Below are 15,646 nucleotides of genomic sequence, written 5' to 3'. Positions count from 1 at the left end.
GCGCGGGGAATCCGGCGCTGAGTCCAACGAGGCCTTCACCACGCAGTCGCTGGCCGCGATGCGCGAACTGAAGCTCGATGCAGGCATCGTCAACAACGACGGCGGCGCCATTGCGCCGGGCCACCCGCTGGGCTCCAGCGGTTCGCGCCTGGTGGTGACGCTGATGGGTCGGATGGAATGCGAATACGCCAATCGTGGCTTGGCCACCATGTGTGCCGGCGTGGGCCAGGGAACCTCAATGTTCATGGAGCGCGCCTAACCGTCGGCATAGAGGCGGGTCACGGCGTCAACGAGGTCGCTGAGCCCGCCGGGAGGTTCGTCCCGCCACCACACCAGCCGTACTTCGATCCGGGGGCCGTCCTTGATGGGGCGATAGGTGACGCCAGGGCGTGGATGGTGGTGTGCCGTGGCCTCGGCCGTGGTTCCCACACCGCGGCCCGCGGCAATGGAGTCCAGCCAGCTGTCGACGTCGGTGGTTTCGATGAACGTGGGTTGTTGGCCCGCACCGCTCCACAGGTGGCTGTTGGTGGTCCCTGCACGGGGGTCGATGACCACGGTGCGCTGCGCGACCTCGGCCATGCTCACCTGGCGGCGCCGCACCCACTGTGCGTCGTCAGAGGCGAAGGCGACCACTCGGCGTTCCAGTCCCACCACCACCGAATCGAAGCGCCGCGCATCGGCGGGTCCGCGCATCACCGCCACATCGCAGAGCCCCTCGGCCAGGCCGGAGGTGGGCAGGTTCTGCCTGACCAGTTGGAGCTCGATGGCCTCGTGGCCACGGTCCCAGTCACGCTGCAGGCGGGCGGTGTGCCGCCCGAGCGCCGCCCAGGCGTACCCCAGCCGCAGGACGCCGTGGCGACTGTCCAGGAATCTGGTGAACCGTACGGCTTCGGCGAGCACCTTGCGGGCTTGGGGCAACACCTGCTGACCGGTGCTGGTGAGCTCGCATCCTCGCGGCACCCGGCGCAGCAGCTTCTCTCCCACCGTCTTCTCCAGTCCCGCGATGGTGCGTGAGACTGCGGCCTGCGAGACGAAGAGCCGTGCAGCGGCATCGGTGAAGGATCCTTCCTCGGCCGCAGTGACGAAGTACCTCAACTCCCGAAGATTCCAGTCCATGACCAAAGTGTATGGCAGACCCAAAACATGCACTGGGATTATGCCGTAGGGGAACCTACGGTGAGGACATGAAGCCCCTTGATGCCGCAGATCCCCGGCAGAATGTTCCCGTCGCCGATGCGCCGTTGCGCGCCACGGCCGCCACCGGGGGTCGGCGCGGAACCGGGTTCGCGCTGATGCTGGCCAGCTCGGTCTCGAACCAGGCCGGTGCGGCCCTGGGGTCCATGGCGTTTCCGATTATCGGGCCGGTCGGCGTCGTAGCCGTGCGACAGCTCGTCACGGCACTCGTCCTGGCTCCGATCGTGCGCCCCGGACTGCGGGCACTGCGCAAGGATCAGTGGCTGCCGATCCTGGGCCTGGCGCTGGTGTTCAGCATGATGAACCTTTCCCTTTACGCGGCGATCGATCGCATCGGGCTCGGCCTGGCCGTCACCCTGGAGTTCCTGGGTCCGCTCGGCGTCGCCATCGCCTTTTCCCGCCGGCCGTTTGACGTCGCCTGTGCGCTGCTCGCGGGTGTCGGGGTCATTGTCCTTATCAACCCCGGTCCGGCTACCGACATCTTGGGAATCGCACTGGGCCTGGTTGCCGCCGCGGGGTGGGCCTCCTACATCCTGCTGAACCGCACCTTGGGGCAACGGTTGCCGGGCCTGCAGGGAACCGCCGCGGCGAGCATCGTCACGGCCGGCATGTGGGTGCCCATCGCGATCCTCTGGTTCCTCGCCCACGTGCCGAGCATCGGCGCCCTCGGACTGGCCGCAGCCTGCGGCCTGCTGTCCTCGGTCGTCCCCGCCGTTTCCGACCTGCAGGCCCTGCGGCGGGTTCCGGCCAGGATTTTCGGGATCTTCACCAGTCTGAGTCCGGTGTGGGCGGTTCTCGCCGGATGGGTCATGCTCCACCAAGCCTTGCAGCCCAACGAATGGCTGGGAGTCGGGCTGATTGTCCTGAGCAACATCTTCGTTTCCGTGCGGGGACTGGCCACATCCCGTCCCCTGACCCGGACGGTTTGAGGTACTCGAGGCCCGGATGTAGGCGATTGGTGAGCTTCCCGCGTGCCGCCCGCACCCGCACCATGGCTTCGATGTCCGACCGACAACGGAACCCCACTCACGTCGGTTCCGCGAGAATCGTGAGTCCATCGCCAGGCAAGTCCACATTTACGGCGCAAACCACTTGACGTTGCCACACAAACGGGCATAAAGTCATTCAAACACAGATGTATGTGTGTCATGTCACTGGATGCGAGGAAGCAATGTTTGCCGAAGAGCGGCACCGCCTGATCACCGAGATGATCGCCGGCAACGGGAAGGTCACCGTTGCCGAGCTCTCGGCACGCTTCGACATCACCCGCGAGACCGTGCGGCGGGATTTGGCCCAGCTCGAGTCCGAGGGCACGCTGCGCCGCGTCCACGGCGGCGCGGTCTCAACCCTTGCCGCCAGCACGCGGGAGGAAAGCCACAGCGAACGCAGCACCATCCACGCCGAGGCCAAAGCCCGCATTGCCAAGGCCGCCCACCTGCTGCTGCCCGGCGACGGCGTCTCGGTGATGCTCGACGCGGGAACCAGCACCGAGATCCTGGCCGGGCTGATCGCGCAGAACTCCGCCAACACCCCCTCGCTGGTGATCACCCACGCACTTCCCATTGCCGCGCGCATCGCCGCAAACCCCCAGATCTCCCTGGAGCTCATCGGCGGCCGCGTCCGTGGATTGACCAGCGCCGCCACCGGCGCCGGAACCGTCGAACAGTTCTCCCGCCTCAGCGCCGACATTGCGTTCCTCGGCACCAACGCCCTGCATTCCACCTTCGGTCTCAGCACCCCGGACCCCATGGAAGCCACGGTCAAGACCGCCATGGCCGCCAGCGCCCAACGCGTCGTCGTGCTGGCCGACTCCTCCAAATTCGAAAGGCTCACCCTCGTGCAATTCGCGAAACTCGATGCGATCGACACCCTGGTCACCGACGCCGCACCGACCGGCGAACTCGCCGCGGCCCTGGAGGCGGCGGACGTGGAGGTGGTGCTGGCATGATCGTCACCCTGACCATGAACCCGGCGCTGGATACGACCATCGAGCTCGGTGCCCCGCTGGCCCACGGAGGCGTCCAGCGCTCCCTCGGCAGCCACACCCAGGCCGCCGGCAAGGGCGTCAACGTCTCCCGCGCCATCGCCCACGCGGGCGTGAAGACCCTCGCGGTGCTGCCCGGCGCGGAAACCGATCCGCTGCTGCGCCGGCTGGTGGCCGATGACCTCGAGCACCGCTCGGTGCACATCGGCGCGCTGCTGCGCACCAACATCACGCTCACCGATCCCGACGGCACCACCACCAAGATCAACGAACAGGGCCCCGCTCTGAACGCCGCGGTGCTCGAGGAGATCGTGCGCGTCGTCGTGGACGTTTCCGGCTCCGCCTCGTGGCTCGTGTTGGCCGGCTCGCTTCCGCCGGGCGCGGACCCAAGCTTCTACGCGGACCTGGTTGCCACGGTGCGCGAAACCCTGGGCGAGGCTGCCCCGAAAATCGCCGTGGACACCTCCGAGGCACCGCTTCGGGCGTTGTTCGCGCCGCACGTGCACCAGCTCCCGGACCTCATCAAGCCCAACGCCGAGGAACTTGCCGAGCTCTCCGGCCAGGGCTCGGCCGATGCCTTCGAGGATTCGCCCACCGCCACCGCCGCGGCGGCCCGGGCGTTGCTGGACCGGGGGGTCGGCACCGTGCTGGCCACCCTTGGCGCCAATGGCGCGGTTCTGGTCAACGCCGGCGGTGCCTGGCACGCAACCCACACACCGATCACCCCGCGCTCCACCGTTGGCGCGGGAGATTCGGCACTGGCCGGATACCTTCTGGCAGATGAAACGGGTGAAACCGCTCCCGGGCGGCTCGCCCGCGCCGTGGCCTACGGGTCAGCGGCAGCTTCCCTTCCGGGCTCCGCAATTCCCACTCCCACCCAACTGGCTCCCGACGCCGTGAGCGTCGAAGAGCTGACCCTGATCCCAAGGACGATGTCATGATCGAACTCATTAATCGCGGTCTTGTCAGCCTCGACGCCAACCTGGGCGCCAGCACCACCGAGGTCATCGAGCACCTGGCCGCCATGGTCGCGGCCGCCGGCCGCACCACCGACGCCGACGCGCTGGCCGCGGACGGCAAGACCCGCGAGGCCAAGACCGCCACCGGCGTGCCAGGCGGCATCGCGATCCCGCATTGCCGCTCCACCGCGGTGCTCGAACCAACCCTGGCCATGGCCCGGCTGGCCCCGGCCGTGGACTTCGGAGCCAAGGACGGCCCGGCCGACCTGGTCTTCTTCATTGCCGCACCCGAAGGCGCCGACCAGGCACACCTCAAGCTGCTCTCCAAGCTGGCCCGCGCGCTGGTCAAGAAGTCCTTCACCGCCGCCCTGCGCGCCGCCACCAGCGAAGACGAGATCGTGGAGCTGGTTTCCGCGGTGCTCTCCGATGACCCGGCGGCCGCCGCTGCAGCCGTTGCGGCAACCGAGGCCGCGGCACCAGCCGCAAATCCTGCCCCGGCCGGGGAAGCACCAGCCGCCGAAGCCAAGCCCCGGATCATTGCCGTCACGGCCTGCCCCACCGGCATCGCCCACACCTACATGGCCGCCGACTCCCTGGCCCAGACCGCCGAGGAAATGGGCGTCGAATTCGCCGTGGAAACGCAGGGTTCCTCGGGCTCCACCCCGTTGTCCAAGGCGACCATCGACGCGGCCGACGCGGTGATCTTCGCCGTTGACGTGGATGTGCGAGATCGCTCCCGATTTGCCGGCAAGCCGCTGATCCAGGTCCCGGTCAAACGCGGCATCGACGAACCCGCCAAGCTCATCAACGACGCCATCGCCGCCTCCAAGGATCCGCACGCCCGCCGCGTCCCGGCAGGCACCGGTACCGAGGAATCTTCCGACTCCACGTCGAAGGAATCCTTCGGCGGAGGACTCAAGCGCGCGCTGCTGACCGGGGTGTCCTACATGATCCCGTTCGTCGCCGGCGGCGGGCTGCTCATGGCCCTGGGCTTCCTGCTCGGCGGCTACGCCATCACCGACGTCGTGGATGACGTCCTGGGCGCCAACACTCTCTTCAACCTGCCCGGCACCGACGTGGTGTCCCAGATCGGTGCCCCGTTCGGTCCGCTCGGTGTCTACATCGGCGCAGTTGCCTTCAAGATCGGCAACCTGTCGATGGCCTTCCTGGTCCCGGCGCTGGCGGGTTACATCGCTTACGCCTTTGCCGACCGGCCGGGTCTTGCCCCGGGCTTCACTGCGGGAGCCGTCGCCGGCTTCATGGATGCCGGCTTCCTCGGCGGCATCGTCGGCGGCGTGCTCGCCGGACTGGCCGCCCGCTGGATCACCTCCTGGAAGGTCCCGCGCTGGCTGCGAGGGCTGATGCCTGTGGTCATCGTGCCGTTGCTGGGCTCCATCATCGCCTCCGGGTTGATGTTCCTGCTCCTGGGCGGACCGATCGCCCAACTGACCGTGGGGTTGAACGGCTGGCTTTCGGGCATGACGGGAACCGCCGCCGTGGCCCTGGGATTGATCCTGGGACTCATGATGGCCGTGGACCTGGGCGGACCGGTCAACAAGGTCGCCTATTCCTTCGCCGTGGCCGGCCTGGGTGCCGGATCGATCGCCGAAAACCCGGCACCGCTGATGATCATGGCAGCGGTCATGGCCGCCGGCATGGTGCCTCCGTTGGCCATGGCCCTGGCCACTGTCATCTCACCGCGGCTCTTCACCCCCGCCGAGCGCGAAAACGGCAAGGCCGCCTGGCTGCTGGGTGCCTCGTTCATCTCCGAAGGCGCAATTCCGTTCGCCGCCTCGGACCCGCTGCGTGTCATCCCGGCCTCGTTGGTCGGTGGCGGTATCACCGGTGCAATGATCATGGGCTTCCAGGTGCTGTCCCAGGCACCGCACGGCGGCATCTTCGTCTTCTTCGCCATGAACAACACCTGGCCGATGTTCCTGGTTGCCACGCTCGTCGGAACGGTGGTCTCCGCCATCGTGGTGATCGTGCTGAAGAAGTTCGTTCGCAAGGCCGTCCCGCAGACGGTTGCCGCCGAAGAAGCCGCCAAGGTCGCCGCGTAAGCGACCCAATCCATTCACGTCCCACGACCGAGATACCAAGAACACAAGGAGCCACCATGGCAGAACGTACCGCAACCATCGCCAGCCGCGTCGGCCTGCACGCCCGCCCGGCAGCCATCTTCGCCGAGGCCGCCGGCAACGAAGACCTCGAGATCACCATCGCTCGCGAGGGTGAGCCCGTAGAGGACGCAATGGATGCCTCCAGCATCCTCTCGCTGATGGGCCTGGGCGCCGAGCACGGAACCAAGGTCGTGCTGCGCGCCGAAGGCGACGGTGCCGATTCGGTGCTCGAAACCCTGGTCGCGATCCTGGAAACGGACCACGACGCCTAAGGTTCGTTAGTCCCTGTAAATACAGCGTCCCGGGTGGGGCTTCGTCTCGAAGTCCCACCCGGGACGCTGGTCTTAACGACGACGTGGGCTTGCCGTTTTGGCCCTGGCCGACGTGGACCGGTGGTGAACCTACTTCACCGGACGAATGCTGCCGGCCACCGATTCGAGACGTTGCTCGCGCACCGCCAGCTCCAGCCCAAGTTGCAGACGTGCGGAGACCTTCTCGGTCATGCGCCCGTACCCCAGAACCCTCATGGTCTCGCGCTTGAGCTCGTCGACGCCGGATTCGGCGGCCAGCGAAGCCTGGGCACACATGTGGTTGGAGATCTCCCGGAGGCTGATGTCCTCGATGTTCAGATCGTGCGCGCCGAAGTCGGTCCGGAAATCGAGCCAGCCGGCCGGCTCCTGCTTGGCCGGCCAGATATATCCGTCCGTGTCGGTGCAATGGGATTTCTTGTCCAGCGCTGCCAGCATCGATTTTTCCCGGGCCGCCGAGACCCTGCCCAAGCCGTATGCGTTGATGGCCAGCTTGGCCAGGCGGCTGCGCTGGATCGGTCCCTCCGCTTCCACGATCTCGGCCAACAGGGCAGCCGCCTTCTTCTTGCCTGCGGCACCCCTGAGCTCGTCCAGTTCGCTGAGCTTCCCGACCTGTCGGAAGACCCACGGCTTGAAGGGTATGGCCTTGCCCGGATAGCTGCGTTGTTCCCGCTCGGACGCCGCCTGCGGCACGGCCTTGCCAGCAATGACGGAGGCTTCGGCCTTGCCGTTTTCCGCAGAACCCGTGCGCGGTGCCGCTTCCCTGTTCGACCGCGCCTTCGCCGCCTTCTCCAGTTCACCGTCGATGGAGTCGAGAACCGATTCCGCATCCTTCAGCCACGCCGGCAGCCAGATCCGCACCACCGATTCCCAGCCGAGCAGGTTGCGCAGGACGTCCTGCGGCAAACCGTCACGGTCCCCCACCGTCTTGCGACCTGCCCACGGCTCGTTGTCCAACAGGATCGCCATCAGGGGTTCCTCGGGACGGTCGGGGGCGGCCACCGTCGCATCGATCCTGAAATCGGAGAGCCCGACGTTCGTGGCCACCACATGCCCGCGCTCCTTCAACGCCGCTGCAACCTGTTCGCGGTGCCGATCGCGTGCGATGGCCGAGGCCGACCCGTTGCCCAGGGCGTGGGTTCCCTCCGCGGCCAGATCCAGGTAGGCGCGCAAGTGCTTGATGCCCAGGGCCGAGGAATCCTCGGCACGCAGGTCGGCCGGGTCAAAACTGGAGAAGACCACAACCTGGCGACGGGCGCGGGTCACGGCAACGTTCAGGCGACGCTCGCCCCCAACGTTGTTAAGCGGACCGAAGTTCAGCGGCAGCCGTCCGCGCTCGTTGGGGCTGAAGGCCGTGGAAAACAGGATCACGTCGCGTTCGTCGCCCTGCACGTTCTCCAGGTTCTTCACGAACAACCCCTCGTCGTCCGCATCGAGGGCGGCACCGAGACGTTCGTCCGGCTCATCGCGCAGCAGGGACTCGACCAAATCCCGTTGCGGGGCATTGAACGTGACCACCCCGATGGACGGCGTGGCAGTTGGTGAGGCGTCGAATCGGGCCTTGATCTCCGCAACGATGGCTCGGGCCTCCACCGGGTTGGTGCGCAGCACCTCGGAGGCCCCGCTGCGGTGGAAGGTGCCCTCGACCCGCACCAGCGAAATGCCATAGCCGTCGTGGCCCGCGTGCGCGGCACCGTTGCGCGGAGACGGAAAGGAGGAGAGCTTGCCGTCGTAATAGTGCTTGTTGCTGAAGGCGATCAACGATTCGTCCTGGCTGCGGTAGTGCCAGGACAGCCAGCGGCGTTGCACCCGAGCCATGACGCATTCGCTGAGGATTGATTCCTCGTCGGCAACCAACAGCTCCGCTTCCGGGTCATCGCCGACGTCAATGGAGACCTCGGCGAAGGAACTCGGCGGCATCTGCTTGGAATCTCCCACCACCACTGCTGACTTGGCCCGGCCCAGGGCACCGATCGCGTCGGCGACCCGGATCTGCGAGGCTTCGTCAAAGACCACGATGTCGAATTCACCCGCCCGCGGCGGGAAGAACCGAGCCGCGGAATCGGGGCTGACCAAGACGCACGGCAGGATGGTGGTGACCAGGTCCCCGTAGGAGTCCATGAGTTGGCGCACGCTCAGCCCTCCCCGGCGGCGTTCGAGCTGACGGGCAAGCTCCCCCACGCGCTTCTCGGATTCCTTCAACTTCTCGGTCCGCTGCTGGGTGATGCGTTCGGGCAGGGACTTGGCCACGTGCTGGCGCAACTGACTGGATGAGGAGGTGAATCGCGCGATGGTGCGCGTTTGGGTGTCGGCGCTGAATTCATCCAGCCCGTGGGTGGCCAACCGTTCGGCCAGCGCGGATTCGGCGGTGCCGCGCAGGAATCCCCGCAGCGCGTTCTCGGCCGCGAAGCTTCCGCTGGCAAGTTGCAACCAGGCGGCCTCCAGCCCGTTGGCCTTCAGGGGTTCCAGGGTGGTGACAAATGCTATCCAGCGTTCGAGCCCGAGCTCTGCAGTGCGCCCGGTTCCCCGGTCTTCCGTGGTGCGTTTGAACCGGCCCAGGAACCCAGCGGTGTCAGGCCAGGCCGAGGGTGTGCGAAGTTCGGACGGGATCGTCTCGCGCAACGTGTCCCAGGCTGAAGCAATCGAGTCCAGTTCGCCGGCGAGCGCCGGTGCGGCAGGTACGTCTCGCTCGAGGACCGCGCGCAGGGATGCCGCGTAGACCGTGTCCCGGCCCGAACCGCCGGACTGCGACAACTGTCCGGCCAGCTGCACCAGACTCGAGCGCTGCTGGTCGAGCGCCTGGATGTCCCCTTCGGCAAAGGGGTTCCAGTGCCCGTCCAGGGTTATTCCTGGAAGTTCGCCCAGGCCCGCCACGAGCTTCGCACACTGCGCCCGGGTCTCGATCATGGCTTCGATCGTGGCCACGAGGTGCTGCGCGTGCTCCTCGGTACCAATCCATTGTTCCCCGAAGTGCTCGGCGATGACCTGCAAGCGGCGCTTCTTCCGGCCCAGGCCCAGGAACCCGAACCTGTTGGCAATCATGGCGGCCTCGTGCACCGGGGCAAGATCCATTTCCAGCACGGAGGGCTCCACGACATCCGTCAGCCAGCCCATGCCTTGGACCAGCGAGGTGGCTTCGGTCAGCAATTCCTTGCTGCGCAACTGCCATTCGGGCGTGGCCGCCGCGTCGAGGACCGGAACCGCGACCTTGCCCTCCAGCAGCCGGCCCAGCCGTCGCAGGTCTTCGGCTACCGGGGCGCATTCCACGAGCGAAGCCACGTCGGTGGCGTTCCTCAGCTGCACAGTACCCGCCAGGGCCGCATCGAGTGCCCTGGCGGCTTCACGCAGGGGTAGCTGTTGGTCGCCGGTGATCGGTCCGCCGATAAATCCCCATGGGTGTTCATCCCGCGGGCGAGCCGGCTCGGCGGTTTCGGCCAGCCCCACCAGGGCTTCGCGTACCGCGCCGACCTCCGCTTCCCCGGCCTGCGCGGCGAAGCGCTCGGGAATCGGCAGTGCGGGGATGGACGGGTCCATGGACAAGGCACTGTTGTGCGCGCCGTAGGCGGAATAACCTGCCGTGTTTTTCGCGTGCAGGTCCCTCGCGTACCCGGCCAGCCGGTGCACGGAGGATGCCAGGTCGTTGGTCGCCAATTCCATCCCCGCCTCGTCGGCAAAGACCAAGTGGTCAAGGGAGGCCTTGATCTGGGCGCGCACCGCATTCGGGGACGAACCCTTGTCATGGAGGTCGAGGGCGAATTCGCCCAGCCCCACCTCGTTCAGGCGCTTGCTCACCACCTCGAGTGCAGCCCGCTTCTCCGCAACGAAGAGCACCCGCTGCCCGGAGGCCATGGCGTGCGCCAGCAGGTTGGTGATGGTCTGGGACTTGCCGGTGCCGGGAGGACCCTCGAGCACGAAGGTGCGCCCTGCGTGCGCGGCGGCGACAGCCTCCAGCTGGGACGCATCCGCCGGGACGGGGAGCTTGGCGGCCAATTGGTCAAGGTCAACGGTCGGCTCCGCGACGTCGGCGCCCGCCGGGTCGTTGAATTCATTGGTCGGGGAATCCACCAGGTGCCTGACCAGTGGCGCTGACATGAAGGTTTCCCAGTTCTCGTCCAGGTCGCGCCACATCCTGAACTTCGCAAATTGCAGGATCGCCACGTCCACCGTTCCCTCCACATGGAAGGGAAGGTCTGCGGCCGCCAGCCCATCGCGCAACGCACTTAGTGCGGCTTCGAGGTCGATCCCCGAATCATCTCGGGCCGGGTCCTCGAAGCCCGGGACGCGCAGGTTGAATTGCTCGTGCAGTTTTTCGCTCAGGCAATAGTTCGGGGTGGAGGAACCGGTCTCGTCGATTTCGATGCGGAAGTGCTTGCCGCGTCCTGCAGGCCGCAGGTTGATCGGCACCAAGAACAACGGGGAACGCAGGGCGCGCCCGTCCATTGACCAGTGCAGTGAGCCCAGGGCCAGGTAGAGGTTGTTGGCGCCGCTCTCGTCGACGATCCTCTTGGCCTGGCTGGCCAGGCGGCGAAGCCGTGAGAGATAGGCTCCGGCGTCGAGCCGGGTGTAGGCCCTGCCGCGGGATAGCAGCAGCTCGATCCGGCGCTCGACCGGCAGCAGCGTCCCGGATTTGTAGCGTTGCTCCTCGAGCGCGCCGATCTCGTCCGCGGGCAGCAACTCGATGGACCTGCCGTTGTTGACCAGGTCCTCGAGGCCGGCCACCACGGAGTCGGGGATCGCCAGCGGAAGGCGCGAGCGCTCGGTAAAATTCAGCAGGCGATTGCGCAGCGAAAGATCCAGCAGCCCGTTCTTCCACGCGGAGATGCGCGGCGGCGCCGTCTTGCCCGTTGAGGAAGGGGCGGAAATCCGCCGTTCGGACTTTTCCTTGAAGAAGCGTTCGAGGGTGTCGGACCGGGCCGCCCGGTACTCCACGACCATGGGTTTGCCGAACTCCGAGACTCCGTGTGCCGGAAGCGGGTTGATGCCGCTGCGCCGGGCTTGCCGGATGTCAATGGCGTAGGCCAGCGTCTCTGCCGCGGCGGAAGGCCCCGCGTATTTTTCCTTGGTCGCGGCCGAGGCCTCCGCATTGGACGAACGCCTGTCGGTGGTGATTGCGGTGGTCTCCACGATGCGCAGGTGGTCGGCGTCGACCAAGTTCACCAGCGCGCGGGCACCTTCTGCATCGAGACTGCTGCTGGGCAGCGCACCGTCCGGGGTGCGCCAATAGGCCAGGAACGCATCGCCTTTCGCCAACCAAACCACGGAGTTGATGGACACGCGCTCGAGCAGCGCGGACATCAGCAGCGTGGTGTCCAGGGCACTCCCGATCCGTTCGGTGAGGATTTCCTGGGCGCCGCGGATGTACTTTCCCCCGAGATCCGCCAGATCCCAATGTGCCGAGGGATTGCCGAAACGGATGCCGCGGGCGCACAGCACCTCGAAAATGCACTCGACGGATTGGTCCACCCGCTCCGCACCGCCCTGGCGGGCGTCGTGGGTTTCGTTGCCGGTGCGCATGCGGAACAGGTCCCCGGCTTCGGAGAGGATCTCTGCGAGCAGCGGGTGCTGTGGTTGCACGAACGCGGCCAGCAGCTCGGCGTTGGCCTGGGTTCCTGAACCCGGCCAATAACTTGCCGGCAGTAGTTCGACCTCGCCGGATGCCTCGGCGACCAATTTTCCGTTTTCGGCCACCCGCACGATGAGTTTTCCCGGACTGCGGGTATCGATCCGGGCGAAGGTCGCCGGATCCAACACCACGTCCAGGTCGTGGAGCGTGCTCACTCCGGGCGGCAAGTCCAGGCTGTGCTTTGCCACCGCGGAGACCGGCAGGTTGGCGCTCATCACCACCGCAGTCACGAGTACCCTTCGAGGCTGCTCGCCGCGGTTCTCGAGCACCACCCGTTCGAGGATGCGGGCATGGGTGTAGGCCGTGGCGTAGTTGACCGATGGGCTGTGTGCGAACTCGACCCGGAGGGGCCCGCCGTTCCCGCTCGTTCCCGAATCGGAATCGGCGTCCTCCAGTGCGTCAGGATCATCGACTCGGTGTGCCGCGGCAGCGGCCAGGTCCTCCACGCGCCGTGCCGGGTGCTCCAGCTCCAGGGACCGCAGGAACTCCGAGCAGGCCTGCAGGCCCCGCTGGACGGTGTCGGCGCCAAACCCTGCCCCGTGTTCCCACGCCTTGCCCAGATCCCGCAATTCAAGGGCCAACCGATGTTGCTGAGGCGAAAGTTCGATCAGGTGATCCACGGTGCCGGGCGCGGCGATCAGCCGGTCGAGTTGAATGGACAATTTGGGGTCGGACGAAGCTGCGGATCCCAGGGCATCGTCGAGCCGACCGAGCAGCCCGGTCCAGCCGGCCGCCTGGTTCTGTCGGGCAAGAAGATCGGCGATGAATGGAGTCAATGCACCCGAGACGATGTCCAGTCCCGCACCGACGAATTCCCGCAGTCTCATCCAGTTACCCATCCCGTAGTCGTCGCCCGGCCACCCGAACACGGCTGCCGTTGCCCTCCTAAGAACCTATCCCAGATGCGCGGTGACCTGCGGGTCACGCGGCGTGGGATCAACAAGGACCGGCGTCTATTTGTACTCGCTCTCGGTCAGTTCGATGACGAAGGCGCGGCGTTCGGCGATCAAGGCATCGCGCATCACGAATACCTCTCCCATGGCCATGCGCATGATCTCGCCGTTGGCCCGGTGCGCCTCGCCGGACAGTTCGGCCATCACCACGTCGCCCTCTTCGACCAAGCGCACTATTTCCAGTACCGGCGGCCCACTGAAGTCGGGGCTTTCGATCGCCTGGTCGTAGGCATCCTTGCCGCTGAGCCGGAAGTGGCCAAAGACCGTCCATTCAATGTCGTCGGTCAGGCACGACAGGATCTGGGCATGATCCGACTTGTTGAATCCGTCGATGTACTTCCTGACGGTTTCCTTGTTGGCAGACATGTATGAAACCTCCGTGATTCCGTGTGTGGCGCTTTGGTGGGCAATCGGCCCGTGCGTGTGCTTCGGCCACTCGGCAACATGGGGGGCCAGGGTAAGAAGGGATGCCGACTGTCAAAGGGTATCCACCAACGCATCACGAGGGAACACTTGTCAGCCCGAGTTCCATTCGATACGGGAGCTTGGTTGGGGACCGGCCACGCTCTCAGGCCCCTACACCGTCCGGCTCCGGATCGGAAACACATATTCATGACCGTTCGGTCGTGACACAAAAGAGTCACTGTGACCCACGTCAAGTATTGTGGTCCCAAGCGGTAAAGCAGCCGCCGACAACTGAATAGTCTTCCGATCACGCGCGGCTGGAGAGTCCCGGACACCACTCGGGCACCGAAGGGGCAAGCACCCGCAATCTCTCAGGTACCAGGAACAGCCGCGTGAGGAAACTCTGGAGAGCAGCCGCCGGGACAGGTGGCTCACCGACGAAGCACACCAGTGCCATGGGGCACTGGTTTCACTTTCAGGTTCAGGACAGAGCGGGCACGGTGGCAACCGGCATCATCAATGGCCAGCAATCACCGCACTGAACCCTTCGATGAACGGTAGAACTCCCCCATGCACGTACCTGCCATATTGCCCGCAGTTGTGGACAACAACTCCACGGATATCCTCGCCGTTGCCAACTCGCCGATCCTCTGGGCCTGCGCCATTGGCGTCTTCCTGGTCATCATCGTCCAGAGCATCATCTACATGAAGGCCGCCCGCATCGCCGCGCCTCATATCGGAATGACGCAGGCAGAACTCAAGACCAGCTTCCGAGCCGGCGCCATCTCCGCCTTGGGTCCCTCGCTGGCCGTGGTCTTGGTCGCCGTCGCACTGCTGACGATCTTCGGCACACCTGCCGTGCTCGTGCGCATCGGCCTGATCGGGTCGGTGTCCTACGAAACCGCCGCTGCCGCAATCTCCGCCAAAACCGTGGGAGCCGAACTCGGTGGCCCCACCTACACCCAGGCCGTCTTCGGCCTGGCCCTGGCCGCGATGAGCCTCGGCGGTGCCATGTGGATGATCGCCACCCTCATCTTCACCCCGCTGCTCAAGCGCGGCGACTCGGCACTGCGCAAGGTCAACCCCGCCATCATGCTGGTGGTCCCCGGTGCCGCAATGATGGCCGCATTCATGGTTCTGGGCATGGCCGAACTGCCCAAGTCGTGGATCCATGTGGTTGCATTCCTGTCCTCGGCGGCGATCATGACCGTCCTGATGGTCATCGCCAAACGGGTGAACAAGCCGTGGATCAAGGAATGGGCCTTGGGCATAGCCATCATCCTGGCCCTCACCATCACCTACGCAGCAACCCGCGTTTAGCGCAGCCGAGAATTTCAGGAGCACATGATGAGTAAGACAGCAGAACTGCACCAGGCGCTCAGCGCCTTCGACAAAACCACCTCCCGCTGGGGCCGGATCACTATGATCATCGGCCTCATCCTCTCCCTGGCGGCCCCGACCTACCTGGTCTTCTTTTCCGGGTTGGACATCGAGCTTTCCTCCGTCCTGACGGCCTTCGCCGCGCTGGCCGCCGTCTTCGGCGTGATCTGGATTGTGGAGCCGTTGACCTACTTCCCGATCCTTGGCGCCTCCTCGATGTACCAGGCGTTCATGATCGGCAACATTTCCAATAAGCTCCTTCCTGCTGCCATGATCGCGCAATCGACCATCGGGGTGAAGCCGGGCACCCGCAAGGGTGAGCTGGCCGCGGTTGCCGCCATTTGCGGTGCGGCTGCAGTCCACCTGACTTCGCTGTTCATCTTCGTGGGCCTGCTGGGAACGTGGCTGGTCAGTGTGATTCCCACCGATATCGTGCAGACCGTCCAGCTGTACATCCTGCCCACCGTGTTGGGCGCCGTAATCATTCAGGCCATCGTGAGTCAGAAGGCACCGCGCTCCGCGGTGATCGCCTTGGCCGTATCGGCTGTGGTGATCTTCGTATTGGTCCCGTTGATTCCCGGGATGAACCTGTTCGCCACCGCCGTTGCCGTGATTGCCACCGCCGTGCTCGCCTGGGTGCTGCGCGACCGCAAGACCCTGGGGACTCCGGAGGACGTGCCGCTGGAGGCCAGGCCCGAGGGTCCGGTTTACTGACCGGGA

10 protein-coding genes, 1 pseudogene and 1 riboswitch are annotated in these 15,646 nt (G+C 66.0%); of the genes and pseudogenes, 8 read left to right on the top strand and 3 right to left on the bottom strand.

Annotated features, from left to right (window positions below; translation table 11 throughout):
• Positions 1 to 7: 7 nt before the first annotated feature.
• Positions 8 to 259, top strand: a pseudogene (locus ACIPUB_RS17495) (3-oxoadipyl-CoA thiolase); the annotation flags it as partial.
• On the opposite strand, the gene ACIPUB_RS17490 reads toward ACIPUB_RS17495, so the two are convergent.
• On the bottom strand, positions 256 to 1,116 hold the full coding sequence (locus ACIPUB_RS17490) for a LysR family transcriptional regulator (protein WP_407608539.1): 861 nt from the start codon (positions 1,114 to 1,116) through the stop codon (positions 256 to 258). The pseudogene ACIPUB_RS17495 and the gene ACIPUB_RS17490 overlap by 4 nt on opposite strands.
• Before the next feature lie 68 nt (positions 1,117 to 1,184).
• On the opposite strand from ACIPUB_RS17490, the gene ACIPUB_RS17485 reads away from it, so the two are divergent.
• The 5 genes from ACIPUB_RS17485 to ACIPUB_RS17465 all read left to right on the top strand — a co-directional run bounded on the left by ACIPUB_RS17485 (position 1,185) and on the right by ACIPUB_RS17465 (position 6,529).
• Positions 1,185 to 2,123: an EamA family transporter gene (locus ACIPUB_RS17485; RefSeq protein WP_407608538.1), complete on the top strand. Its 939-nt coding sequence runs from the start codon at positions 1,185 to 1,187 to the stop codon at positions 2,121 to 2,123.
• A gap of 242 nt (positions 2,124 to 2,365) precedes the next feature.
• A complete protein-coding gene (locus ACIPUB_RS17480) occupies positions 2,366 to 3,142 on the top strand; it encodes a DeoR/GlpR family DNA-binding transcription regulator (RefSeq protein ID WP_407608537.1) in 777 nt (258 codons plus the stop codon).
• Positions 3,139 to 4,119 (top strand): 1-phosphofructokinase family hexose kinase, encoded by a 981-nt coding sequence (locus ACIPUB_RS17475; RefSeq protein WP_407608536.1) that lies wholly within the window; start codon positions 3,139 to 3,141, stop codon positions 4,117 to 4,119. The genes ACIPUB_RS17480 and ACIPUB_RS17475 overlap by 4 nt, the downstream gene beginning before the upstream one ends.
• The gene (locus ACIPUB_RS17470) at positions 4,116 to 6,197 is read left to right on the top strand and encodes a fructose-specific PTS transporter subunit EIIC (RefSeq protein ID WP_407608535.1); all 2,082 of its coding nucleotides are present in this window, start codon (positions 4,116 to 4,118) and stop codon (positions 6,195 to 6,197) included. Before ACIPUB_RS17475 ends, ACIPUB_RS17470 begins: the two co-directional genes overlap by 4 nt.
• Before the next feature lie 56 nt (positions 6,198 to 6,253).
• On the top strand, positions 6,254 to 6,529 hold the full coding sequence (locus ACIPUB_RS17465; protein ID WP_407608534.1) for an HPr family phosphocarrier protein: 276 nt from the start codon (positions 6,254 to 6,256) through the stop codon (positions 6,527 to 6,529).
• 129 nt (positions 6,530 to 6,658) lie between these two features.
• Here the strand turns inward: ACIPUB_RS17465 and ACIPUB_RS17460 are convergent, their stop codons facing one another.
• Together ACIPUB_RS17460 and ACIPUB_RS17455 are read right to left on the bottom strand one after the other, a co-directional pair.
• Entirely contained in the window at positions 6,659 to 13,015 is a 6,357-nt protein-coding gene (locus tag ACIPUB_RS17460) for a DUF4011 domain-containing protein (RefSeq protein WP_407608533.1), read from the bottom strand.
• A gap of 126 nt (positions 13,016 to 13,141) precedes the next feature.
• On the bottom strand, positions 13,142 to 13,507 hold the full coding sequence (locus ACIPUB_RS17455) for a nuclear transport factor 2 family protein (protein ID WP_407608532.1): 366 nt from the start codon (positions 13,505 to 13,507) through the stop codon (positions 13,142 to 13,144).
• Positions 13,508 to 13,853: 346 nt separating this feature from the next.
• Positions 13,854 to 13,944: riboswitch (glycine riboswitch) on the top strand.
• A 172-nt stretch (positions 13,945 to 14,116) separates the two neighbouring features.
• Here ACIPUB_RS17455 and ACIPUB_RS17450 point away from each other — a divergent pair.
• Both ACIPUB_RS17450 and ACIPUB_RS17445 read left to right on the top strand, forming a co-directional pair.
• The gene (locus ACIPUB_RS17450) at positions 14,117 to 14,866 is read left to right on the top strand and encodes a DUF5058 family protein (RefSeq protein ID WP_407608531.1); all 750 of its coding nucleotides are present in this window, start codon (positions 14,117 to 14,119) and stop codon (positions 14,864 to 14,866) included.
• 27 nt (positions 14,867 to 14,893) lie between these two features.
• The gene (locus ACIPUB_RS17445; protein WP_264268857.1) at positions 14,894 to 15,640 is read left to right on the top strand and encodes a hypothetical protein; all 747 of its coding nucleotides are present in this window, start codon (positions 14,894 to 14,896) and stop codon (positions 15,638 to 15,640) included.
• Positions 15,641 to 15,646 lie beyond the last annotated feature (6 nt).

The sequence above is a fragment of the Paeniglutamicibacter sp. ORCA_105 genome (assembly GCF_045798545.1).
GTDB classification, from domain to species: Bacteria; Actinomycetota; Actinomycetes; order Actinomycetales; family Micrococcaceae; genus Paeniglutamicibacter; species Paeniglutamicibacter sulfureus.
The sequence above is the reverse complement of the archived record's forward strand: the minus strand, read 5'-3'. Positions and strand labels throughout refer to the sequence as shown.

Coding starts and splice junctions, on each gene's coding strand:
- ACIPUB_RS17490 (WP_407608539.1), bottom strand. CDS start 1,116: ATGGACTGGAATCTTCGGGAGTTGAGGTACTTCGTCACTGCGGCCGAG.
- ACIPUB_RS17485 (WP_407608538.1), top strand. CDS start 1,185: ATGAAGCCCCTTGATGCCGCAGATCCCCGGCAGAATGTTCCCGTCGCC.
- ACIPUB_RS17480 (WP_407608537.1), top strand. CDS start 2,366: ATGTTTGCCGAAGAGCGGCACCGCCTGATCACCGAGATGATCGCCGGC.
- ACIPUB_RS17475 (WP_407608536.1), top strand. CDS start 3,139: ATGATCGTCACCCTGACCATGAACCCGGCGCTGGATACGACCATCGAG.
- ACIPUB_RS17470 (WP_407608535.1), top strand. CDS start 4,116: ATGATCGAACTCATTAATCGCGGTCTTGTCAGCCTCGACGCCAACCTG.
- ACIPUB_RS17465 (WP_407608534.1), top strand. CDS start 6,254: ATGGCAGAACGTACCGCAACCATCGCCAGCCGCGTCGGCCTGCACGCC.
- ACIPUB_RS17460 (WP_407608533.1), bottom strand. CDS start 13,015: ATGAGACTGCGGGAATTCGTCGGTGCGGGACTGGACATCGTCTCGGGT.
- ACIPUB_RS17455 (WP_407608532.1), bottom strand. CDS start 13,507: ATGTCTGCCAACAAGGAAACCGTCAGGAAGTACATCGACGGATTCAAC.
- ACIPUB_RS17450 (WP_407608531.1), top strand. CDS start 14,117: ATGCACGTACCTGCCATATTGCCCGCAGTTGTGGACAACAACTCCACG.
- ACIPUB_RS17445 (WP_264268857.1), top strand. CDS start 14,894: ATGAGTAAGACAGCAGAACTGCACCAGGCGCTCAGCGCCTTCGACAAA.